The sequence below is a fragment of the Shouchella oshimensis genome (assembly GCF_004375095.1).
Taxonomy (GTDB): Bacteria; Bacillota; Bacilli; order Bacillales; family Bacillaceae_D; genus Shouchella; species Shouchella oshimensis.
Genome location: NZ_SNUX01000001.1, coordinates 999,672 through 1,020,646, shown reverse-complemented (window position 1 = coordinate 1,020,646; position 20,975 = coordinate 999,672). Strand labels below are relative to the sequence as shown.

The 20,975-nt window shown below is 40.2% G+C and carries 23 protein-coding genes; all 23 read left to right on the top strand.

Translation table 11 applies throughout. The features are described 5' to 3' along the window. Positions 1 to 3 precede the first annotated feature (3 nt). The 23 genes from uvrA (at position 4) to whiA (ending at position 20,969) form a co-directional block, all read left to right on the top strand. Positions 4 to 2,865 (top strand): excinuclease ABC subunit UvrA, encoded by a 2,862-nt coding sequence (uvrA, locus tag E2L03_RS05345; RefSeq protein ID WP_124742426.1) that lies wholly within the window; start codon positions 4 to 6, stop codon positions 2,863 to 2,865. Between the two features lie 81 nt (positions 2,866 to 2,946). Beyond that, positions 2,947 to 4,014, top strand: a complete 1,068-nt coding sequence (locus E2L03_RS05340) for a DUF4097 family beta strand repeat-containing protein (protein WP_124742425.1) — start codon at positions 2,947 to 2,949, stop codon at positions 4,012 to 4,014. A 29-nt stretch (positions 4,015 to 4,043) separates the two neighbouring features. Further along, positions 4,044 to 4,229 carry a PspC domain-containing protein gene (locus E2L03_RS05335; RefSeq protein WP_038482637.1) on the top strand — a complete coding sequence of 62 codons (186 nt, stop codon included), beginning with the start codon at positions 4,044 to 4,046 and terminating at the stop codon, positions 4,227 to 4,229. Positions 4,230 to 4,245: 16 nt separating this feature from the next. Further along, positions 4,246 to 4,590, top strand: a complete 345-nt coding sequence (locus E2L03_RS05330) for a phage holin family protein (RefSeq protein WP_038482635.1) — start codon at positions 4,246 to 4,248, stop codon at positions 4,588 to 4,590. A 152-nt stretch (positions 4,591 to 4,742) separates the two neighbouring features. Next, a complete protein-coding gene (hprK, locus tag E2L03_RS05325; protein WP_038482632.1) occupies positions 4,743 to 5,678 on the top strand; it encodes an HPr(Ser) kinase/phosphatase in 936 nt (311 codons plus the stop codon). 26 nt (positions 5,679 to 5,704) lie between these two features. Next, the gene (gene lgt / locus E2L03_RS05320; protein WP_276324715.1) at positions 5,705 to 6,538 is read left to right on the top strand and encodes a prolipoprotein diacylglyceryl transferase; all 834 of its coding nucleotides are present in this window, start codon (positions 5,705 to 5,707) and stop codon (positions 6,536 to 6,538) included. Positions 6,539 to 6,552: 14 nt separating this feature from the next. Then, entirely contained in the window at positions 6,553 to 7,509 is a 957-nt protein-coding gene (locus E2L03_RS05315; RefSeq protein ID WP_095150600.1) for a nucleoside recognition domain-containing protein, read from the top strand. Next, positions 7,499 to 8,140 carry a pyrophosphatase PpaX gene (gene ppaX / locus E2L03_RS05310; protein WP_134258665.1) on the top strand — a complete coding sequence of 214 codons (642 nt, stop codon included), beginning with the start codon at positions 7,499 to 7,501 and terminating at the stop codon, positions 8,138 to 8,140. The genes E2L03_RS05315 and ppaX overlap by 11 nt, the downstream gene beginning before the upstream one ends. Beyond that, positions 8,137 to 8,625: an acyltransferase gene (locus tag E2L03_RS05305; RefSeq protein WP_134258664.1), complete on the top strand. Its 489-nt coding sequence runs from the start codon at positions 8,137 to 8,139 to the stop codon at positions 8,623 to 8,625. The genes ppaX and E2L03_RS05305 overlap by 4 nt, the downstream gene beginning before the upstream one ends. A gap of 66 nt (positions 8,626 to 8,691) precedes the next feature. Beyond that, a complete protein-coding gene (locus E2L03_RS05300) occupies positions 8,692 to 9,927 on the top strand; it encodes an ATP phosphoribosyltransferase regulatory subunit (RefSeq protein WP_318270567.1) in 1,236 nt (411 codons plus the stop codon). Between the two features lie 4 nt (positions 9,928 to 9,931). Further along, a complete protein-coding gene (hisG, locus tag E2L03_RS05295) occupies positions 9,932 to 10,552 on the top strand; it encodes an ATP phosphoribosyltransferase (RefSeq protein ID WP_038482617.1) in 621 nt (206 codons plus the stop codon). A gap of 11 nt (positions 10,553 to 10,563) precedes the next feature. Further along, positions 10,564 to 11,847: a histidinol dehydrogenase gene (hisD, locus tag E2L03_RS05290; RefSeq protein WP_124742421.1), complete on the top strand. Its 1,284-nt coding sequence runs from the start codon at positions 10,564 to 10,566 to the stop codon at positions 11,845 to 11,847. After that, positions 11,844 to 12,431: an imidazoleglycerol-phosphate dehydratase HisB gene (gene hisB, locus E2L03_RS05285; protein ID WP_038482612.1), complete on the top strand. Its 588-nt coding sequence runs from the start codon at positions 11,844 to 11,846 to the stop codon at positions 12,429 to 12,431. Before hisD ends, hisB begins: the two co-directional genes overlap by 4 nt. Next, on the top strand, positions 12,431 to 13,063 hold the full coding sequence (gene hisH / locus E2L03_RS05280; RefSeq protein ID WP_124742420.1) for an imidazole glycerol phosphate synthase subunit HisH: 633 nt from the start codon (positions 12,431 to 12,433) through the stop codon (positions 13,061 to 13,063). Before hisB ends, hisH begins: the two co-directional genes overlap by 1 nt. Next, positions 13,064 to 13,804: a 1-(5-phosphoribosyl)-5-[(5-phosphoribosylamino)methylideneamino]imidazole-4-carboxamide isomerase gene (gene hisA, locus E2L03_RS05275; protein WP_038482606.1), complete on the top strand. Its 741-nt coding sequence runs from the start codon at positions 13,064 to 13,066 to the stop codon at positions 13,802 to 13,804. Beyond that, the gene (hisF, locus tag E2L03_RS05270; RefSeq protein WP_038482603.1) at positions 13,794 to 14,552 is read left to right on the top strand and encodes an imidazole glycerol phosphate synthase subunit HisF; all 759 of its coding nucleotides are present in this window, start codon (positions 13,794 to 13,796) and stop codon (positions 14,550 to 14,552) included. Before hisA ends, hisF begins: the two co-directional genes overlap by 11 nt. Beyond that, entirely contained in the window at positions 14,549 to 15,163 is a 615-nt protein-coding gene (gene hisIE, locus E2L03_RS05265) for a bifunctional phosphoribosyl-AMP cyclohydrolase/phosphoribosyl-ATP diphosphatase HisIE (protein ID WP_134258663.1), read from the top strand. Before hisF ends, hisIE begins: the two co-directional genes overlap by 4 nt. A gap of 130 nt (positions 15,164 to 15,293) precedes the next feature. Next, positions 15,294 to 16,373: a tetratricopeptide repeat protein gene (locus tag E2L03_RS05260; protein ID WP_124742417.1), complete on the top strand. Its 1,080-nt coding sequence runs from the start codon at positions 15,294 to 15,296 to the stop codon at positions 16,371 to 16,373. Positions 16,374 to 16,483: 110 nt separating this feature from the next. Beyond that, a complete protein-coding gene (gene trxB / locus E2L03_RS05255) occupies positions 16,484 to 17,437 on the top strand; it encodes a thioredoxin-disulfide reductase (protein ID WP_134258662.1) in 954 nt (317 codons plus the stop codon). A 205-nt stretch (positions 17,438 to 17,642) separates the two neighbouring features. Then, positions 17,643 to 18,116, top strand: a complete 474-nt coding sequence (locus E2L03_RS05250; RefSeq protein WP_307188696.1) for an NUDIX hydrolase — start codon at positions 17,643 to 17,645, stop codon at positions 18,114 to 18,116. Positions 18,117 to 18,129: 13 nt separating this feature from the next. Continuing rightward, positions 18,130 to 19,020 (top strand): RNase adapter RapZ, encoded by an 891-nt coding sequence (gene rapZ / locus E2L03_RS05245; protein ID WP_095150596.1) that lies wholly within the window; start codon positions 18,130 to 18,132, stop codon positions 19,018 to 19,020. Beyond that, positions 19,017 to 19,970: a gluconeogenesis morphogenetic factor MgfK gene (locus tag E2L03_RS05240; RefSeq protein ID WP_038482589.1), complete on the top strand. Its 954-nt coding sequence runs from the start codon at positions 19,017 to 19,019 to the stop codon at positions 19,968 to 19,970. Before rapZ ends, E2L03_RS05240 begins: the two co-directional genes overlap by 4 nt. 48 nt (positions 19,971 to 20,018) lie before the next feature. Further along, positions 20,019 to 20,969, top strand: coding sequence for a DNA-binding protein WhiA (whiA, locus tag E2L03_RS05235; RefSeq protein WP_134258661.1), 951 nt, complete (start codon positions 20,019 to 20,021; stop codon positions 20,967 to 20,969). The last annotated feature ends 6 nt before the right edge of the window (positions 20,970 to 20,975 follow it).

Below are 20,975 nucleotides of genomic sequence, written 5' to 3'. Positions count from 1 at the left end.
GGTATGGCACAAGAAGAGATTATCGTTAAAGGTGCACGATCAAATAATTTAAAAAATATGGACGTATCCATTCCTAGAGGAAAGCTAGTCGTTTTGACAGGCTTGTCTGGGTCTGGAAAGTCTTCCTTAGCCTTTGATACCATTTATGCGGAAGGTCAAAGACGCTATGTAGAATCACTGTCCGCTTATGCTCGTCAATTTCTAGGACAAATGGATAAGCCTGATGTTGATGCCATTGAGGGGCTATCTCCAGCCATTTCAATTGACCAAAAAACGACGAGTCGAAATCCACGATCAACGGTTGGAACTGTAACAGAAATTCACGACTACCTTCGGCTCCTTTATGCTCGAATTGGAAAACCGATCTGTCCTAAGCACGGTATAGAAATTACGTCGCAAACAATTCAGCAAATGGTCGATCAATTGTTGCAGTTCCCTGAACGTACAAAAATGCAAATTCTTGCTCCAATGGTATCGGGGCGAAAAGGAACGCATGCAAAAGTATTTGATCAAATTAAAAAAGATGGATTTGTACGTGTGCGTGTTAATGGTGAAATGAGAGAAGCGACAGACGATATTCAGCTTGATAAAAATAAAAAACATAGCATCGAAGTCGTCATTGACAGGATCGTTGTAAAAGAAGGCATTCAAACAAGAATGGCTGACTCTCTAGAAACGGCTTTAAATTTGGCAGAAGGACGAGTATTAATTGATGTAATTGATGGAGAAGAACTACTTTTTAGTCAACATCACGCTTGTCCGGAATGTGGCTTTTCCATTCCTGAGCTAGAGCCGAGATTTTTCTCGTTTAATAGCCCCTATGGTGCCTGTACTTCTTGTGACGGTTTAGGTGTGAAGCAGGAAGTAGATGCTGAGCTTGTCATACCGGATTCTGACCGGACGTTGCGAGATCATGCTGTTGCACCGTGGGAGCCAACAAGTTCGAATTATTATCCACAATTACTTGAGGCTGTATGTGAGCATTTTTCGATTGATATGGATGTGCCGTTTAATCAGCTTCCTGAAAAGCATCAATCGATTATTCTAAACGGAAGCGGAAAAGAAAAGATTTTCTTCCATTATGAAAACGACTTTGGTCGCGTGCGCGAGCATATGATTGTATTTGAAGGTGTACTAGCAAATGTTGGTCGCCGTTATAGAGAGACGAGCTCAGATTATATTCGTGAACAGATGGAAGCGTATATGTCGCAAAAAAACTGTCCGACGTGTAAAGGGTATCGCTTAAAGAAAGAAGCATTAGCTGTATTTGTCGGTGGAAAGCATTTAGGGGAAGTGAATCAATACTCATGTACAGAAGCACTACAATTTATGCAATCATTAGAGCTATCTGAAAAAGATCGTTCCATCTCTAGATTAATTTTAAAAGAAATTGAAGACAGAATCGGCTTTCTGATTAATGTTGGGCTAGATTATTTAACGTTATCACGCGCTGCCGGCACGTTATCAGGTGGGGAAGCGCAGCGGATTCGGCTAGCCACTCAAATCGGTTCTTCCCTCATGGGGGTATTGTACATTCTTGATGAGCCTTCTATCGGATTGCATCAAAGAGATAATGACCGCTTAATTGAGACGTTAAAGCGGATGCGTGATTTAGGCAATACATTAATTGTCGTTGAACACGATGAAGACACGATGTTAGCGGCAGACCACATTATTGATATTGGTCCAGGGGCAGGCGTACATGGAGGCTATGTAACCGCACAAGGTACACCGCAAGAGCTGATCGATGATCCGAATTCGTTAACAGGTCAATATTTGGCTGGGGAAAAGTTTATTCAAGTGCCTAGCGAACGAAGACCACTTACAGGAAGACAGTTTGTGGTCAAAAGTGCAACAGAGAACAACTTAAAGAATATCAATGTTACGTTTCCTTTAGGTGTGTTTACTGCGATTACTGGTGTTTCGGGATCTGGTAAAAGTACGCTTGTTAATGAAATTGTTCATAAATCGTTAGCGCAAAAAATTCATCGTGCGAAAGAAAAGCCAGGAAAGCACAAAGAAATTGTCGGTATCGAAGAGATGGACAAGGTCATTGATATTGATCAATCACCAATAGGACGAACGCCTAGATCAAACCCGGCAACGTATACGAGTGTCTTTGATGATATTCGTGATGTATTTGCCTTAACAAATGAAGCAAAAGTGAGAGGGTATAAAAAAGGTCGGTTTAGCTTCAACGTAAAAGGTGGAAGATGCGAAGCGTGTAAAGGTGATGGGATTATTAAAATTGAAATGCACTTTTTGCCTGACGTGTACGTTCCATGTGAAGTATGCCATGGAAAACGCTATAACCGAGAAACGCTAGAAGTGACCTACAAAAACAAAACGATTGCTGATGTGCTAGAAATGACAGTTGAGGAAGGCGTTGAATTCTTTGGTAGCATCCCGAAAATTAAGCGCAAAATCCAAACGCTTATTGATGTTGGTTTAGGTTATGTCCGCCTTGGTCAACCAGCAACAACGTTATCTGGTGGAGAAGCCCAACGAGTCAAGCTAGCATCGCAGCTTCATAAACGCCCAACTGGAAGAACCCTCTATATATTAGATGAACCAACAACGGGCTTGCATGTAGATGATATTGACCGGTTATTGCACGTTCTTCAACGACTTGTTGATAATGGCGATTCGGTACTTGTCATTGAGCATAATCTTGATGTTATTAAAACTGTAGATCATATTATTGACCTTGGACCAGAAGGTGGGACGGGTGGCGGACAGCTTGTTGCTCAAGGCACTCCTGAAGCAGTGGCTGAAGTTGAAGGTTCTTATACTGGAAGGTATTTAAAACCAATTTTGGAAAGAGATAAAGCGCGTTACGCAGAAAAATTCGAGTTTTCATCATAAATTTTAGGGAAAATGAAACATGTGACCTTGCTTCTTCGTAATAAGATTATAAAGGCTATTAAGTAAAAAGGAGCGATCGTGATGGAAGAACGTAAAATGATTCTTAAGATGATTGAAGACGGTAAAGTTTCTGCTGAAGAAGGACTAAAATTACTTGAAGCGGTTGGAAAAGATGAGCAAGAAATACCGACTTCTCAATCAGTATCAAGTAAGGCACGTGAAGAAGGCACCGACCGTGAAGAGTCTCCTTTCACAAAGTTTACAAGTTTTTTTGAATCGGCATTCCAAAAAGTAAGAGATGGCGACTTTGACTTTAATTTTGGGAATGGCATGGACATTCAACATACGTTTGAAGAGGATCACGTTGATCTAAACAAAGTAAAGGTGTCTTTAGAAAATGGCTCCTTTACGATTGTTCCGTGGGAGAAGGAAGGGGTACGACTGGAGTTAGATGCAAAAGTCTACCGTACAAACAATGCGGAACAAGCGCATGATTTTCTCTTGAAGGAATCGTCTTTTTCTGTAGAAGAAGGTGTCCTGCTTTTTGAAACGAAATCAAAAACAATGAAAGTTAACGGAACGCTCTATGTACCTACTTCAACATATGATAGCATCAAGCTCTATACATTTAATGGTTCTCTAACTGGTGAATCGCTAAAGACAAAAGAGTTTGAAGCCAATACAACAAACGGTTCCATTAAAACGAGTCACCTTCAAGCTTCTAAAGCTACAATCGAGACAATGAACGGATCTATTACTATTGACGAAAATACGATAGGATCATTATTTGCAAAAACTTTTAATGGAACCATTAAAGTAACAGGAAAAATTGAGGATGCTGACGTTGAAACAGTAAATGGATCCATTACCTATTATGTGAATAAAAACAACGAATCCGCTGGTTATTTAGATGTGAAAACAACGACAGGAAGCGTGAAGCTCTTTGTAGCAGACGATGTTCGATTCGAAGGGAAGCTGCGATCTAATGTTGGTTCCATTCACAATCATCTGGAGTCTTCAGAGATTCATGATGAGAAAAAAGAATTGGCACAACGCTATATGCATGTGACGGCAAACGATACGCTTCCTGGGAAAATGAAAGTCCGTGCTGTTGCAAATACAGGTAGTATTACGCTAAGAAATCAATAAACAGTTTGATTTGAAAGGACGTTACAACATTGAAACAATTAAAACGATCGACAACGAAGCGTTTTATAACAGGCGTATGTGGGGGAATTGGAGAGTATTTTTCAATTGATCCGACCATCATTCGTTTAATTGCTGTGGTTTTGGCATTGGTCACAACGGTTTGGCCCGTCGTACTTGCCTATATTATTGCTACATTTCTTATGCCGGCAGAGTAAGTAAGGAGGGCTTTTGATGAGATGGTTACTTGGCCTGGTGCTGAATGCACTCGTGTTATTACTTCTATCAGCGCTATTCTCTGGGTTTACGCTAAGTGGCTTTGGAGCAGCGTTGATCGCGGCACTTATTTTATCTGTTTTAAATTGGACAGTGAAACCGGTGCTAACCATTTTAACGTTACCGATTACCATTTTAACACTAGGACTGTTTTTATTCGTCATTAGTGCGTTAACGTTAATGCTAACAGCTTGGTTAATGGGAAGTTATTTTGTAATTGATGGTTTTGGCATTGCGCTGCTTGCAGCGATCATCATTGCATTGTTTCAGACTTTGCTTATTAATCCAGTTAAAAGGAGTTAATGGTCAATTTAATAAAGGGGAACAGACGTGGATGCATCATTTCCACGTCTTTCTTTTTGTTCAATGAGATGATCTTTTATAAGTTTTATGACTCTAGAGAAAATCGTGCTACAATATGGCTAGTGAAAAGCAATGTAAAAGAGGTGCACAAAATGATAAAAGTGACAGCAAACGATATATTAGAGAAGTTCCACTTTGAGTTGCTAGCTGGAGAAGAAGGCATTTATCGCCCTATTACAACGAGCGATATTTCTCGTCCAGGTATAGAGATGGCTGGTTTTTTTACGTATTATCCAGCAAGAAGACTGCAGCTTATTGGTAGAACGGAGCTATCGTTTATTAAATCGCTATCTGATGAGGAAAAAGAAGAACGATTAACAAAATTATGTACATATGATACACCTGGTATTATTTTATCTCGTGGACTTGAGGCTCCCTCTCAATTAATTGCGGCAGCCAATAAAAAAAATGTACCTGTTTTACGATCGACTTTAACGACAACACAGTTAAGTAGTCGTGTTACAAACTATTTAGAGAGCGAGCTTGCGCCAGTAACTGCTGTTCATGGTGTACTTGTTGATATTTATGGTATTGGCGTATTAATCACAGGTGGTAGTGGTGTAGGTAAGAGTGAAACGGCACTTGATCTTGTACGAAGAGGGCATCGACTTGTTGCTGATGATTCTGTAGAAATTCGACAACAAAACGAGGATACATTAGTTGGGCATCCTCCTCCGTTACTCCAGCATTTACTAGAAATTCGTGGGTTAGGCATTATCAATGTTATGACACTCTTTGGAGCCGGAGCCGTTCGCCCTTTTAAACGAATTAGTTTATGTATGAACTTAGAGACATGGGATCAAAAGAAAGCCTATGATCGACTTGGACTCGAAGAAGATAAAATGAAAATTTTTGATACAGAAATTACGAAACTAACGGTGCCTGTAAGACCAGGACGAAACTTAGCTGTTATCATTGAGGTTGCTGCGATGAATTTCCGTCTAAAACGTCTAGGGTTTAATGCAGCCCAGGAGTTCTCTGAACGTTTAACACAAGTGATTGAACAAGGTGACAATGAAGAATTTTAAAATGAACATGTGTGAGGTGAACTGAAGTGAATACACAATTTGAACCGATGGATCGAGTGTTTATTTCTCTTGGTCCAATTGATATTTATTGGTATGCCGTTTTAATTCTTTTAGGTGTAGGGGTTGGTTATTTATGGGCTCGCTATGAAGGAGAAAAGCGGGGGTTACCAAAAGAAACGTTTGCAGACTTACTTGTGTGGGCGTTACCAATATCCATTATTTCCGCAAGAGCCTATTATGTCATTTTTAGATGGGATCAATTCGCTGATAGTCCAATGAGTGTGTTTAACATTCGTGAAGGTGGAATTGCCATTCACGGCGCCTTAATTGGAGCAGTCGTTACAGCTATTATTTTTGCACGTGTCAAGAAGCTGTCTTTCTGGAAAATTGCTGACGTTGCAGCACCGGCTATTTTAATTGGTCAAGCGATCGGTCGTTGGGGAAATTTTGTTAACCAAGAAGTGTATGGAGGCGAAGTATCACGCTCCTTTTTAGAAAGTTTGTTTTTACCTGATTGGATCATTAACCAAATGTATATTAATGGGGCTTATTATCACCCAACATTTTTATATGAATCTTTATGGAGTATTCTCGGTGTCGTCCTCCTTATTTTGTTGCGAAAAGTGAATTTACGCCAAGGGGAACTGTTCTTTTCTTACGTCATTTGGTATTCAGTAGGACGATTCTTCATTGAAGGTATCCGTTTGGACTATTTACTAATTGGAGAGACCCTTAGAACGGCTCAGTTGTTATCACTTATTCTAATCGGCTTATCCATTATTCTTTGGATGTATCGACGCATCGTCGTAAAGCCACCAAGATATTTAGATACAGATAGAGAAAGCAAAAAGAAAAACTAGAAAGAAGGGATACCATGGGAGTGGTGAAACGAGGGCTGTTATCAGGTTTACAGACAACATGGACGTTAGGGAAAATTATTTTTCCCATTACATTGTTTGTTACGTTGCTCGGCTACACGCCGGTGCTTGGTTGGATCGCTTCAGGTATAGCGCCTATTATGAATTTGATTGGCTTGCCAGGCGAAGCGGCCATTCCATTAGTGATCGGAAATGTATTGAATCTATTTGCGGGAATTGGTGCTATTCTTTCCCTTGACTTGACGATTAAAGAAGTATTCATTCTTGCCATTATGTTATCTTTTTCCCATAATCTCATTGTGGAGTCGGCAGTCGCTACAAAGGTTGGCATAAAAGTGTTCCCAATTGTAGCTGTTCGAATCTTTCTTGCACTATTTTCAGCATTTGTGATCAATCTAGTATGGGATGGTGGAAGTGAACAGGCGGTTTACGGTCTTGCTTCTGCTACACAAGCAGCTGAACCAACAACACTACTAGGCATGATCGCTGTAGGGTTACAAACTGCTTTTTGGGGTGTAGCTCAATTGGCATTAGTCGTTATTCCACTTATGCTGGTGGTGCAAGTTATGCGGGAGCGTGGCTGGTTAAAAGTAATCTCTCAGTGGCTTTCTCCTCTAACTCGTTTAATCGGTGTCGATCGAAATACCTCGGTGACTTTGGCTTCTGGTTTAACGATTGGTCTTGCTTATGGAGCGGGGGTCATGATTGATGCTGTTAAAGAAGACAAAGTGAAGAAGAAAGATCTTTATATCGTGTTTATTTTCCTTGTCGCTTGTCATGCGGTTGTAGAGGATACTCTTGTCTTTGTTGTACTAGGAATTCCAGTTTGGCCCCTTCTCGTTATTCGTGTCATTACGGCATTGTTATTAACCATTGTTATTTCAAGAGTGTGGACACGACTAGAAAAAAGAAAAGAATCGTCGTATAGAAAGGAAACCGCATATGACCATTAACACCATTTTATTTGATTTAGACGGAACCCTCATTGACACAAATGAGCTTATTATTCAATCGTTTTTGCATACACTTGAGCTCGATTATCCAGGTCAGTATACAAGAGAGACTGTTCTTCCATTTATTGGTCCATCTCTTCAAGAAACCTTTTCATCCATAAACAAAGAGAAAGCAGCAACGTATATTGAGACTTATCGAACACATAATCATCACCATCATGATTCTCTTGTGACCATCTACCCTGGGGTAAAAGAAGGTGTGAAACGATTACATGATGAAGGCTATAAGCTGGCTATCGTCACTACGAAAATTAAGGAAACGGCAATGATGGGTCTAAAGCTTACAGGCTTGGACGACTATTTTGATGTCATTATAGGTCTAGATGATGTAACGAAAGAAAAGCCTAATCCTGAGCCTATCTATAAAGCGCTTGAACAATTACATGCTAAAGCAGAAGAAGCGATTATGGTGGGAGATAATTCTCATGATATCTTGGCAGCAAAAAATGCAGGAATCATTAGCGTGGGTGTTGGCTGGGCGCTTAAAGGAGAGGCATTTTTAAAGTCATTTGAACCTGATTATATTATACAATCCATGGATCATCTTCTTGCAATTGTAGAAGAAAGATGAGTAGACGAACAAAGCGATACCCGGTGTCGAAAACGAATTCACTTTGGCAGCTTTATAAGACAGTCTCTTTCTGGAAAGTATTAAAGATTTTTATTATCAGTCAAACTGCACGAATTACGCCTTCATTTCGTATGAAAAACTGGCTCTATCGCACGTTTTTGAATATGAAGATTGGCGACTACACAGCCTTTGCTTTAATGGTCATGGTCGATGCCATGTTTCCAGAGCGTATAAAGGTTGGCTCAAACACCATCATTGGATACAATACGACCATTTTGGCCCATGAATATCTCATTCATGAATACCGCCTAGGCGATGTCATCATTGGGGACCATGTGATGATCGGTGCAAATTGCACCATTCTACCTGGAGTTACTATTGGTGATCGAGCCGTAATTGGTGCAGGCACTGTGGTACATAAGGATGTTGAACGTGATACATTTGTCGCTGGAAGTCCGATGCGTTTGATAAAGAGAAATGTTTAGTAGAACGAAAGGCTTGGAAATCAAACCAAGTCTTTTTTTTAAACCTTGAGCTAGTTGACTTTCTAAGTGAACAAATGTAAACTATTAAAAAACTTTAATTCATTAGTGATTTACCAAACTAAAGCATTTGAGGTGTTTTCCTTGTCACAGCTATTTTTATTTGAGAAGCCTTTGGGGATGAGAGACCGGTTACCTCATCAACACCATTTGCAAAATAAAATTTCAACACAGTTATTGAAAACCATCGGGGAATGGGGATACGAAAAAGTTCAAACACCTGCATTAGAATATTTTGAAACAGTGGGAAAGCTCTCGGCTATTCCAGATCAGCAGCTGTTTAAATGCTTTGACTTGTCAGGGAACACACTTGTGTTACGCCCTGATATGACTGCGCCTATTGCACGTCTTGTTTCCTCTACAATGAAAAAGGAATCGTTCCCATTACGCTTATCTTACCATTCGAATTTATACAGGGCTCAGCAATTAGAGGGAGGTAGACCAGCAGAATTTGAACAAGTTGGTGTGGAACTAATTGGTGATGCGACAACAAGCGGTGATAGTGAGATCGTTGTTCTTTTTCAAGAAGCAATGCAAACGATTGGCTTAGAGAAGTATCAGCTTGTTTTAGGGCATATCGGTTTTATTCGAGCGTTATTAAATGAGTTGGTGCCTGGAGAACAAGCTGAACAACTTCAACGTTCTTTATTTGAAAAAAATGACGTTGGTTATCGCGAAGCAGTCCATACGTATGAGCTTCCCTTGGATATTGAAAATCGCTTGATTCAATTGCTTGAGTTACGAGGTGATGCCCATGTGTTGGATGAAGCAGAGCAGTTGGTAACTTCAGATGAAGGTAAGAAAGCGATTGACGAACTGCGAGGCATCTGGGACGTTTTACAAGAAGAAGGGATTGAATCGTTTGTACAATTTGATTTAAGCACGGTTCTTCATATGAGCTATTATACAGGTTTTGTATTTGAAGCTTTTCATGAAGATGTTGCACAAGCTTTAGGTGGTGGGGGACGATACGATGAACTATTGAAAAAGTTTGGACGTACAGCTCCAGCGACAGGGTTTGGTTTACGAGTTGATTTACTTAGTGAAGTGTATTCACGAGAAAATGAGCCCGACCAAAAGTGGTGTGTGTTGTATCATCATTCCAGAAGGAAAGAAGCGTACAGCAAAGCCGCTGAATTACGTCAAAGTGGAAAAGCTGTTATTGTACAAGATCAAGCCGGTCTATCAGAAAATTGGATGAACGAACAAGTAGAACTGGCGTATATTCATTTAGAAGAGGAGTAAGTACATGAGACCGCTGACGATTGCGATGCCAAAAGGTCGAATCTTTGATGAAGCTGTAAAATTGTTACGCGCTGCAGGCTATCGTCTTCCTGAGACTTTTGAAGAATCGCGAAAATTAATTATAGATGTACCTGAAGAACATTTGCGTTTTGTTTTAGCGAAGCCAATGGATGTTCCTACTTATGTAGAGCAAGGCGTAGCCGACGTAGGTGTTGCTGGAAAGGATGTCATGCTTGAAGAAAAGCGTGATGTTTATGAGATGCTTGATTTAAAAATTAGCTCTTGCTATTTAGCGGTAGCAAGTTTGCCAAACTATCAAAAAGGCGAATTGCACCCTAAAGTAGCCTCGAAATATCCGAATTTGGCTATTCAATATTTTAAGGAACAAGGGGAGCAAGTAGAAGTCATTAAACTGAATGGTTCTATTGAACTCGCGCCTATAATGGGTCTCGCGAATCGTATTGTTGATATTGTTTCAACTGGTCAAACTTTAAAAGATAATGGACTAGTTGAGTTAGAAAAAATTCAAGAAATCACCTCGCGATTTATTGTCAACGCGTCGAGCTATCGTTTAAAAGGCAAAGAGATTCAGAGAATGATTAAACAGCTTCAAGCTGTAGTGTAGGAGGCTACTAGATGCAGTTTATACGTCTAGAGAAAGAAGATACTGTCGTGCCTAAGAATCTTCGTTTACAAGAGAATGAAAGAGCTGTTCAAAGCGTTGCAACGATTCTTGAACAAGTAAAAGTAGAAGGCGATAAAGCGTTAGTTGCGCTAACGAAGCAATTTGACAAGGCAACTGTTTCCTCATTTCTTGTAACAAAAGAAGAGATTGAGACTGCCTATGGAACCATTCGTAATGAGGAGCTTGACGCGATTAAGCAGGCAATTAAAAATGTCACAGATTATCATGAAGAACAAATTAAAACATCGTGGATGAAAACTAGAAAGGATGGGTCCTTGCTAGGCCAAAAAGTAACGCCTCTGGAAGCCGTCGGGCTCTATGTCCCTGGTGGTAAAGCCGCGTATCCTTCTTCTGTTATTATGAATGCAGTTCCCGCTCTTGTTGCAGGCGTTGAAAGGATCGCTATCGCATCCCCACCAGATCCATTCGGCCATCTTCCAGCAGGTGTTCTCGTTGCTGCAAATGAATTAGGCATCCAATCTATCTATAAAGTTGGTGGTGCTCAAGCGATTGCTGCTTTTGCTTTTGGTACAGAATCTATTGCCAAAGTCGACAAAATTACTGGCCCTGGAAACCAGTATGTGGCGTTAGCAAAACGAGCAGTGTTTGGAGAAGTTGATATTGATATGATCGCTGGTCCTAGTGAAATTTGTGTGTTAGCGGATGAAGGTGCAAACCCATCATACATTGCAGCTGACTTACTGTCGCAAGCTGAGCACGACGAAATGGCATCGGCTATACTTGTGACGACGTCCAATTCATTAGCTGAAGCGGTTCGAGATGAAGTAATAAACCAGCTTAATGAACTACCTAATTCTGAGATTGCAAGGCAAGCAATTTCGGACTATGGGCAGGTTTTCATCTGTTCTTCTGCTAATCAAGCCATTGATGTAGTCAATGAATTGGCATGTGAACATGTTGAAATTATGACAGAAGACCCGATGGAGATGGTAGGGAAAATAAAGCATGCAGGTGCTATATTTATCGGTCCCTACAGTGCAGAGGTTGTTGGTGATTATATGGCAGGACCGAGTCACGTCTTGCCTACAAATGGGACAGCTCGTTTTTCAAGTCCATTGTCAGTAGATGATTTCATCAAAAAAACAAGCGTTATTTCATACAGTAAAGCAGCGTTTCAAGGAGATGCTCAAGCGATTATGACGTTAGCTCGAATGGAAGGGCTAGAAGCCCATGCAAGAGCGATCGAAATTCGATTAAAGGAGGAGACCAAATGAGTCGAGAGGCTTCTATTAAGCGAAAGACCGGAGAAACAGATATTCAATTAAGCGTCCAATTAGATGGTGAAGGACAAATTGAGTTAAACACAGGTGTTCCTTTTCTCGAACACATGCTGCATTTATTTGCAAAGCATGGACAATTTGATCTAACTGTCCAAGCTGAGGGGGATATAGAAGTCGATGCCCACCATACAACGGAAGACATAGCGATCTGTTTAGGGGAAGCGTTTAAACGTGCACTTGGTTCAAAAGAGGGAATACGACGTTATGGATCGGCGATTGTCCCAATGGATGACGCTCTTGCTCAAGTTGTAGTCGATTTAAGCAATCGCCCTCACTTAGAATATCGTGTGGAGCTTCCGAGTGAAACTGTGGGAACGTTTGATACAGAATTAGTTCGAGAATTTTTTTGGAAGCTCGCTTTAGAAGCTAGAATGAACGTACACATTGTTGTTCACTATGGACACAATACCCACCATATTATTGAAGCCATTTTTAAAGCATGTGCCAGAGCCCTTCGGGAAGCCGCAAGTATTGATCCAAATCAGAGAGGGCTTATGTCGACGAAGGGGATGCTCTAATGATTGGTATTATTGATTATGGCATGGGCAACCTTCATTCTGTTTCGAAAGCGTTAGAACGACTACAATTTCCCTATCTTATTAGCGGTAAGCCAGATGAATTAATAGAATGCGATGCATTTATTTTGCCAGGAGTAGGGGCCTTTCCTGATGCTATGAAAAATTTAGAGGGAACCGGTTTACGCACGTTTCTCGACCAGCATGTATATCAGCTAAAACCACTATTAGGTATTTGCTTAGGCATGCAGCTCTTATTTGAAAGAAGCACAGAATATGGAGAAACAGAAGGACTCGCTTATTTAAAAGGAAATGTGATCCATTTTTCTGAAAAACAACAACATGCACATTCATCATTAAAAATTCCTCATATGGGCTGGAATCGACTTGCTTTTTTAAATGAAAAAGCAAGCACAGGAGGCATTGAAGAGGGCTATGTCTATTTCGTTCATTCCTACGTTGTAGAAGCGCCTGATGAGCTAATGGCTGCAAAAGCAGACTATGGGTGTGATGTGCCTGCAATCGTTGAGAAAGACCTCGTTTTCGGAATGCAATTTCATCCTGAAAAGAGTGGACAAGTAGGTACGGCATTGTTAAAACGATTTTGTGAACTGGCAGAAAAGGGAGTGGAATGAATGGGGATGACGATTTATCCAGCAATCGATATTTTAAATGGACAGTGTGTTCGCTTAGAGCAAGGCGATTATGAAAAAAACACGGTGTATAGTCATTCACCGCTACAAACTGCGCAATCCTTTCAAGATGCGGGTGCCAAATGGGTTCACATTGTTGATTTAGATGGAGCAAAAAAGAAAAAGCCTGTTAACAATCAACTTATAGCAGAAATTGCAGCCAAATTGACGATTCCAGTACAAGTTGGTGGTGGCATTCGTACAGAGGAAGACATTGCTTACTATTTAAATCTTGGTGTAAAACGAGTGATTTTAGGAAGTGTAGCGGTCAATAACTTGGCGTTTACGAAAGAGATGGTAAAAAAGTATGGTGAGGCAATCGTAATTGGCTTAGATGCACGAGATGGATTAGTAGCAACAGAGGGTTGGATTGAAACATCAAGTGTTCAAGCAGAAGAGTTAGCTGGAACCCTACTTGATTCAGGTGTAAAAACAATTGTTTATACGGACATTTCAAAGGATGGTATGCTTGAAGGACCAAATATTGCCGCTTGCGAAAAACTGGCGAACGTAGCTGGGGACAGAGCGCAAATCATTGCTTCAGGTGGCGTGAGTCAGCTTCAAGACTTAGAATCCATTCGTCACACGACGATTTCCGGAGTCATTGTTGGTAAGGCACTTTATGCCAATCGTTTTTCCCTGGAAGAAGCGGTGAAAGTAGGCGAGGAAACGAATGCTAACTAAACGTATTATCCCATGTTTAGATGTGAAAGAAGGAAGAGTCGTAAAAGGAACACAATTTCTCTCACTACGAGATGCTGGCGATCCAGTAGAGCTTGCTCGCTATTATGATGAGCAAGGTGCTGACGAACTTGTTTTCTTAGATATTTCGGCATCTCATGAAGGTAGAAAAACGATGTTAGATGTTGTGGAACAAGTAGCTGCGTCTATTTCTATCCCATTTACAGTTGGTGGGGGTATTAATACAAACGAAAACATTCGGAACATTTTACAAGCGGGTGCGGATAAAGTTTCGTTAAATACAGCAGCACTCATAAGACCCGAATTTATTGAAGAAGCAGCTCGTTTCTTTGGTTCACAATGTATTGTTGTTGCCATTGATGCTAAGTATGACTCTATAACCGATACTTGGAAAGTCTATACGCATGGTGGTCGTAAAGAGACTGATTGGACAGCTGAAGCTTGGGCTAAGGAAGCGGTTCAATTAGGAGCAGGAGAACTGCTTGTCACAAGTATGGATAAAGATGGTGAGAAATCGGGCTTTGATGTAGCTCTTTTGCAAAAGTTAACTAATTGTGTAAATGTACCTATTATTGCTTCAGGAGGTGCAGGAGAAGCGATTCATTTTGTTGATGTCTTTCAAGAAGCAGCTGTGGATGCGGCTCTGGCAGCATCGATTTTTCATTATAAAGAAACAACGATTCGTGCCGTGAAAAGGGTATTAAAAGAAAAAGGAGTGCATGTACGATGACGAACGTTCAATTTAACGAAAATGGCCTTGTACCAGCCATTGTCCAAGATGCCCAAACAAAGGAAGTGTTGACGTTAGCGTACATGAACCAAGAAGCACTCGACTTAACGATTAAAACGAAAGAATCGTGGTTTTATAGTCGTTCTAGAAATGAACTTTGGAATAAAGGCGCAACGTCAGGGAATAAGCAGAAAGTGATTGACATCCGTTATGATTGTGATCAAGATGCTATTTTGCTTCTCGTTCATCCCGAAGGTCCTGCTTGCCATACCGGAGCATTAAGTTGCTTTCAAGGCGACGGTGAAAGCGATAGAAATGATCGTGACCCATTTGCCATACTTAAATCACTTGAAAAAACAATTGCTAATCGGAAAGAACATATGCCAGAAGGTGCTTACACAACGTACCTCTTTACAGAAGGGATTGATAAAATCCTTAAAAAGGTTGGTGAAGAGGCTAGTGAGGTTATTATTGCAGCGAAGAATGACGATCAAACAGAGATGCATTGGGAAGTCGCTGATCTATTCTATCACCTCCTTGTCCTATTAGAAGAAAAAAAGATCCCATTAGCAGCTATTATGAAAACGCTAGAGCAGCGTCATAAAGTCTAGAATTCCGAAAAAAGTCAACGATCCGTTGACTTTTTTCTTTTTTTTAGCAAAAATGTAGTCGGAACGAGAGCTGGAATAAGCTATAATAAATACTTGAGCATAGATTAGATTTGCTTGGAGGTAACAACGGATGATGCGTAAAAAGCAAGCAAGTAATAAAATTCATTCAAATGTCGTCATCCCTTTTTATCGAAGTGGCGATTATTTCTTTCATAAAGGATTGGCTGCATTTCAAGATAAGCGTTTATCCCGTGCAGCGAAGCTATTTGAACGAGCTGTTAAACTAACGGAAACAGAACCGATTTTTAAAATACAATTAGCTGCAGTATTAACAGAGCTTGGTGAATATGAGCGTTCCAATGAGTTGCTTCATCAAATTATAGAGACGAACAACGATGAGCATCCGGTATGTCATTTCTTTATTGCGAACAATGAAGTGTTTCTTGGCCATTTCTTTCAAGCGGAAAAGCATGTTACCCGTTATTTAGCATTGGAACCAGAAGGAGCATTTGTTGACGATGCAAAAGAATTAGCTGAGCTATTTGAAGAGGATCCTCTTGATGAAGAAGAGAAGGAAGAAGAGTCATTAAATAACCATGAGAATGCATGGATTCTCTTAACTGAAGGAAATGTAAGAGAGGCTATTCCACTGCTTAAAAAGGTTCTTGATATACAGCCTGAAAATTGGGCAGCTCAAAACCATTTAGCAGAGGCCTTTTTTCGGACGGGACAAGAACAATTGGCTTTCGATAAATGTGAAGAGATTTTGGAATCCGATCATGGTAATTTACTGGCACTTTGTAATATAGCCGTATTTCATTATCAACTAGGCTATACAACAAAGGCAAACCAATTTGGAGAGATCTTAAAAAAGATCCAACCAATTCACCATGATTCTAAAATTCGTCTTTTACATGTTCTTTGCCACATTGGTGCGTATGAGGAAGTAGCTGTACGCAAAAAAGATCATACACTGCTAAAAGAGCATTCGCTTTTTCACTGTTTTGCTGTAGCAGACTATCATGTTGGAAATGTTGAGTCAGCAATTGACTTGATGAAAGAAGCGATTAGTAACGGTGATAAAAAAGCGGAAACTTGTATGACGAAAATGGAACGTGGCGAAAGCGACTCTGTTTTTTTCTCAATGATGGAACGTGAGGCAGGCTTGAGCATGTTAGTAGACAATCAGCCAGAGACTCCGCTAGGATAAGAATGAAACGGATAAGATATTCGAAATAGAAAAGACTACAAGAAGAGTGGGTCTTCTTTAGATGAGGCGCATGGATAAGAGAGATGACTGGCGCGTAAGGAGTGTTAAACATGTCAACTGAAACAATTTATGATGTCATTATAGCAGGTGCAGGTCCAGCAGGAATGACAGCTGCTGTTTATACATCACGAGCGAATTTAAAAACCTTAATGCTGGAAAGAGGCATGCCAGGTGGTCAGATGGCCAATACAGAGGAAGTAGAGAACTATCCAGGATTTGACCACATTCTTGGACCTGATTTATCAAATAAAATGTTTGAGCATGCCAAGAAATTCGGTGCAGAATATGGGTATGGAGATATAAAAGAAATCATTGATGAAGGCGATACGAAGAAAATCATCGCTGGTTCAAAAGAATATAGAGCCCGTGCGGTTATCGTATCAACAGGGGCAGAATACAAGAAGCTAGGCATTCCAGGTGAGCAAGAATTAGGCGGTCGTGGCGTCTCGTATTGTGCAGTATGTGATGGGGCATTTTTTAAAGAGCGAGAGCTAATTGTTGTTGGTGGTGGAGATTCTGCAGTGGAAGAAGCTGTTTACTTGACGCGCTTTGCATCAAAAGTAACGATTGTGCATCGTCGTAATCAGCTTCGTGCTCAGAAGATATTGCAAGATCGAGCTTTTGCCAACGATAAAGTGGAATTTGTTTGGAATAAAGTCGTAACCGAGATTAATGAGAAAGACGGAAAAGTCGGTGGCGTTACCCTTGAAGATACAGAAACAGGAGAAACATCTACTATGAGTGCAGATGGAGTGTTTGTCTATATTGGGATGTTGCCACTTAACGAGAGTGTTAAAAATCTTTCTATTACGAACGAAGAAGGCTATATTGAAACGAATGAGGAAATGGAAACAAAGATTCCTGGCGTATTCGCTGCTGGGGACGTTCGAGAAAAATCACTTCGACAAATTGTAACAGCTACAGGTGATGGGTCTATAGCCGCGCAAAATGTTCAACACTACCTTGAGCATTTAGATGACCAGAAAAAAGTCATTTCAGAATAAAGATATTTTCTTTTAAAGTATCTGTAACCTATTTGAAACAGAGGGGTGCTACAATAAGAATTGTAATTGACCCCCTTTTTTATTATAGAGTTTTCTTGATGAGCGCGGATGGAATCCGTGCTCTTTTTTTGTCTTTTCAAAGAAGGGAGAATCATTGTCGCTTTTCTCATTTAACTGTATACTATAGAATTAGGAACGTGGGGTGATGAAGTTGCAACGGATAACCAATTGTATTTTAACTTCTAAAGAACAATGCCTTTTGTTGCAAAAGCCAAGTAAAGGCTGGTGGGTCGCTCCAGGTGGGAAAATGGAACCAACAGAGACGATTCAAGAAGCAGCGATTAGAGAATTGAAAGAAGAAACAGGTCTTCTTGTGATGCAGCCAGAACTTCAAGCCGTTACAACAATGGTGATTGTAAATGAAGACGATAGCATTCAGAATGAGTGGATGATGTTTACCTTTAAAGCTGTTGAAGCTTCAGGTCAACTGTTTAAACATTCTCCTGAAGGAAAGTTGCAGTGGCAACCTAATCAAGCATATCAAACCTTGCCAATGGCTGAAGGGGATCGGCTTATATTCGATCATGTCTTTCACGGTGAGGGAATTTTATATAGCACGTTTTATTATGATACATCCCATAATTTATTAAAAGAAAGAAGAAGTTCGGCTTCTACGTAAGGAGGGCTCGACGTTGAAAAGTGCAGATGTAGAGGTTGTCGTTATAACTGGAATGTCTGGTGCAGGGAAAACGGTAGCTGTACAAAGCTTTGAAGATTTAGGCTATTATTGCGTTGACAACCTTCCTCCAGCACTGTTGCCTAAGTTCATTGATCTAATTGAAGGCGGCGTTGATAAAGTAACAAAAGTGGCTTTAGTGATGGACTTAAGAGGACAATCATTTTTTGATGAATTTTTTCAAGCAATAGATTCACTTCGTGAGGAACCGGCAGAGCGGATACACATTCAAATTTTGTACTTAGATGCCAAAGATGCTAAGCTCGTGCAGCGTTATAAAGAGACAAGGCGGACGCACCCATTAGCTAAGAGTGGATTACCATTAGAAGGAATAAAGAAAGAGCGTGAACTTCTTGAAGAAATGAAGGGAAGAGCACAGCAAATTATTGATACAACTGAATTAAAGCCTGTTCAGCTACGTTCAAAAATTATGGAGCGCTTTTCATCTAATGTCAGTGAGTCATTTACGATTCATTTTGTCTCGTTTGGGTTCAAGTATGGGATTCCAATTGATGCAGATGTTGTGTTTGATGTTCGCTTTTTACCTAATCCGCACTATTTAGATGAACTACGGCCAAAAACCGGTCTTCAATCCGAAGTTTCATCTTACGTATTAAAGTGGAAAGAAACGAAGCAATTTTTAGATAAATTAACGGATTTGTTTGATTTTACGCTTCCACACTATAAACGAGAAGGGAAAAGTCAAGTCGTTATAGGCATAGGGTGTACAGGGGGTCAACATCGTTCCGTAACACTTGCTGAATATTTAGCAGACCATTACAACCCACACTATAATGTATATGCATCCCATCGTGACATCGATAAGAGGAAGGCTAACTCCTTATGAGAAAAAAAGTTGTCGTAATTGGCGGCGGAACAGGGCTATCTGTCATCTTAAAAGGATTAAAGACATACCCTGTGGATATTACAGCCATAGTAACGGTTGCCGATGACGGTGGTAGCTCTGGCATACTAAGAAAAGAATTAGATATTCCTCCTCCAGGAGATGTTCGAAATGTTCTAGTGGCGCTAGCTGAAGTAGAGCCATTAGTGGAAGAGTTATTTCAACATCGATTTGCGAGTGGTGACGGATTAAATGGTCACTCACTTGGAAACTTATTATTGGCAGGCATGACCTCTATAACTGGTGACTTTCAGAAGGGGATTGCCACATTAAGTCGGGTATTAAACGTTCGAGGAAATGTTTTACCTGCAGCGAATAAGAGTATTATTTTACATGCTGAAATGGAAGACGGTACTCATGTAAGTGGTGAATCAAAAATTCCCCTTGCTGAAAAGAAAATTAAGCGTGTTTATTTAACACCAGAGGAAATCTCTCCATTAGCAGAAACATTACATGCACTAAAAACAGCAGACTTGATTGTTTTAGGTCCTGGTTCTCTTTATACGAGTATTTTGCCGAATTTATTAGTACCAGGAATTGTTGAAGCTATTATGACTTCAAATGCAAAAAGAGCTTATATTTGTAACGTTATGACTCAAGCTGGTGAAACGGATCATTATGCAGTCTCAGATCATGTTCAAGCTATTCTTACCCATTGCCAAAGCCAAATTGTGCAGCATGTGTTAGTCAATCATCAACAGTTGACAGAAACAGCTCTTTCCCGTTACCGCATGGAAAAAGCTGAGCAGGTTGTTATTGACGAACAAAAGTTAAAAGAATTAGGTGTTTCGATTATAAAAGATCAGTTTGTGGTAGAATCAGATTATAAGCTTAGGCACGATGCAAAAAGAGTGTCTGAAGCATTATTAAGTTTATTGGATTTAGAGAAATAAAGAGTAAGAACGCATGTTGGATCCGTTCAGTTAGAAAGGGTGGTCGGCGTGTCTTTTGCAGCAAGCGCCAAAAAGGAGTTAACACAGCTTGACGTGAAGTTCTGTTGTGCTAGAGCTGAACTTTCTGCGTTGATTCGCATGAATGGTTCATTATCGTTAGCAAATCAGCAGGTCAGCCTAGATGTTACAACGGAAAATGCAGCCATTGCAAGAAGGATGTATACATTAATTAAACGATTATACCCTCATATACACATTGAGTTGCTTGTCAGAAAAAAAATGAGGCTAAAGAAAAACAATGTTTACCTTGTACGCATTACAAAAGAAGCGCGAGAGCTTTTAGGGGATTTACACATTCTAAAAGAACCATTTGAATTTATACGTACAATCTCTCCTTCTATTGTGAAAAATGCGTGCTGTAAACGAGCCTATTTAAGAGGGGCGTTTTTGGCAGGGGGGTCCATTAACCATCCAGAGACCTCTTCTTACCATCTTGAAATTTTTTCTCTCTATGAGGAGCATAATCAAGCAGTATGTGAATTAATGAACGAATTTTCCTTGTCAGCTAAAACACTTGAGAGGAAAAAAGGGTTTATTACGTATCTAAAGGAAAGCGAGAAAATTACAGAATTCCTTAACATCATTGGAGCACATCAAGCCTTGCTTTATTTTGAAGACGTGCGCATTTTAAAAGATATGAGAAACTCGGTAAATCGACTCGTTAATTGCGAAACAGCAAACTTAAATAAAACGGTTGGTGCTGCCCTTCGCCAGGTCGAAAATATTCGCTTCATTGAAAAAGAAATTGGCTTGGAACAGCTTCCTCCAAAACTACAAGAAATGGCTAAGCTACGAGTGACCCACCAAGATGTAACGTTAAAGGAACTTGGGGAAATGGTTGAAGGTGGTAAAGTAAGCAAATCTGGAGTGAATCATCGTTTAAGAAAAATTGACGAATTTGCAGACAAGCTTAGAAACGGTACGTATAATCAGAAATAATGGTAA

Coding starts and splice junctions, on each gene's coding strand:
- uvrA (WP_124742426.1), top strand. CDS start 4: ATGGCACAAGAAGAGATTATCGTTAAAGGTGCACGATCAAATAATTTA.
- E2L03_RS05340 (WP_124742425.1), top strand. CDS start 2,947: ATGGAAGAACGTAAAATGATTCTTAAGATGATTGAAGACGGTAAAGTT.
- E2L03_RS05330 (WP_038482635.1), top strand. CDS start 4,246: ATGAGATGGTTACTTGGCCTGGTGCTGAATGCACTCGTGTTATTACTT.
- hprK (WP_038482632.1), top strand. CDS start 4,743: ATGATAAAAGTGACAGCAAACGATATATTAGAGAAGTTCCACTTTGAG.
- E2L03_RS05315 (WP_095150600.1), top strand. CDS start 6,553: ATGGGAGTGGTGAAACGAGGGCTGTTATCAGGTTTACAGACAACATGG.
- ppaX (WP_134258665.1), top strand. CDS start 7,499: ATGACCATTAACACCATTTTATTTGATTTAGACGGAACCCTCATTGAC.
- E2L03_RS05305 (WP_134258664.1), top strand. CDS start 8,137: ATGAGTAGACGAACAAAGCGATACCCGGTGTCGAAAACGAATTCACTT.
- hisG (WP_038482617.1), top strand. CDS start 9,932: ATGAGACCGCTGACGATTGCGATGCCAAAAGGTCGAATCTTTGATGAA.
- hisD (WP_124742421.1), top strand. CDS start 10,564: ATGCAGTTTATACGTCTAGAGAAAGAAGATACTGTCGTGCCTAAGAAT.
- hisB (WP_038482612.1), top strand. CDS start 11,844: ATGAGTCGAGAGGCTTCTATTAAGCGAAAGACCGGAGAAACAGATATT.
- hisH (WP_124742420.1), top strand. CDS start 12,431: ATGATTGGTATTATTGATTATGGCATGGGCAACCTTCATTCTGTTTCG.
- hisA (WP_038482606.1), top strand. CDS start 13,064: ATGGGGATGACGATTTATCCAGCAATCGATATTTTAAATGGACAGTGT.
- hisF (WP_038482603.1), top strand. CDS start 13,794: ATGCTAACTAAACGTATTATCCCATGTTTAGATGTGAAAGAAGGAAGA.
- hisIE (WP_134258663.1), top strand. CDS start 14,549: ATGACGAACGTTCAATTTAACGAAAATGGCCTTGTACCAGCCATTGTC.
- E2L03_RS05260 (WP_124742417.1), top strand. CDS start 15,294: ATGATGCGTAAAAAGCAAGCAAGTAATAAAATTCATTCAAATGTCGTC.
- trxB (WP_134258662.1), top strand. CDS start 16,484: ATGTCAACTGAAACAATTTATGATGTCATTATAGCAGGTGCAGGTCCA.
- E2L03_RS05250 (WP_307188696.1), top strand. CDS start 17,643: ATGAAGTTGCAACGGATAACCAATTGTATTTTAACTTCTAAAGAACAA.
- E2L03_RS05240 (WP_038482589.1), top strand. CDS start 19,017: ATGAGAAAAAAAGTTGTCGTAATTGGCGGCGGAACAGGGCTATCTGTC.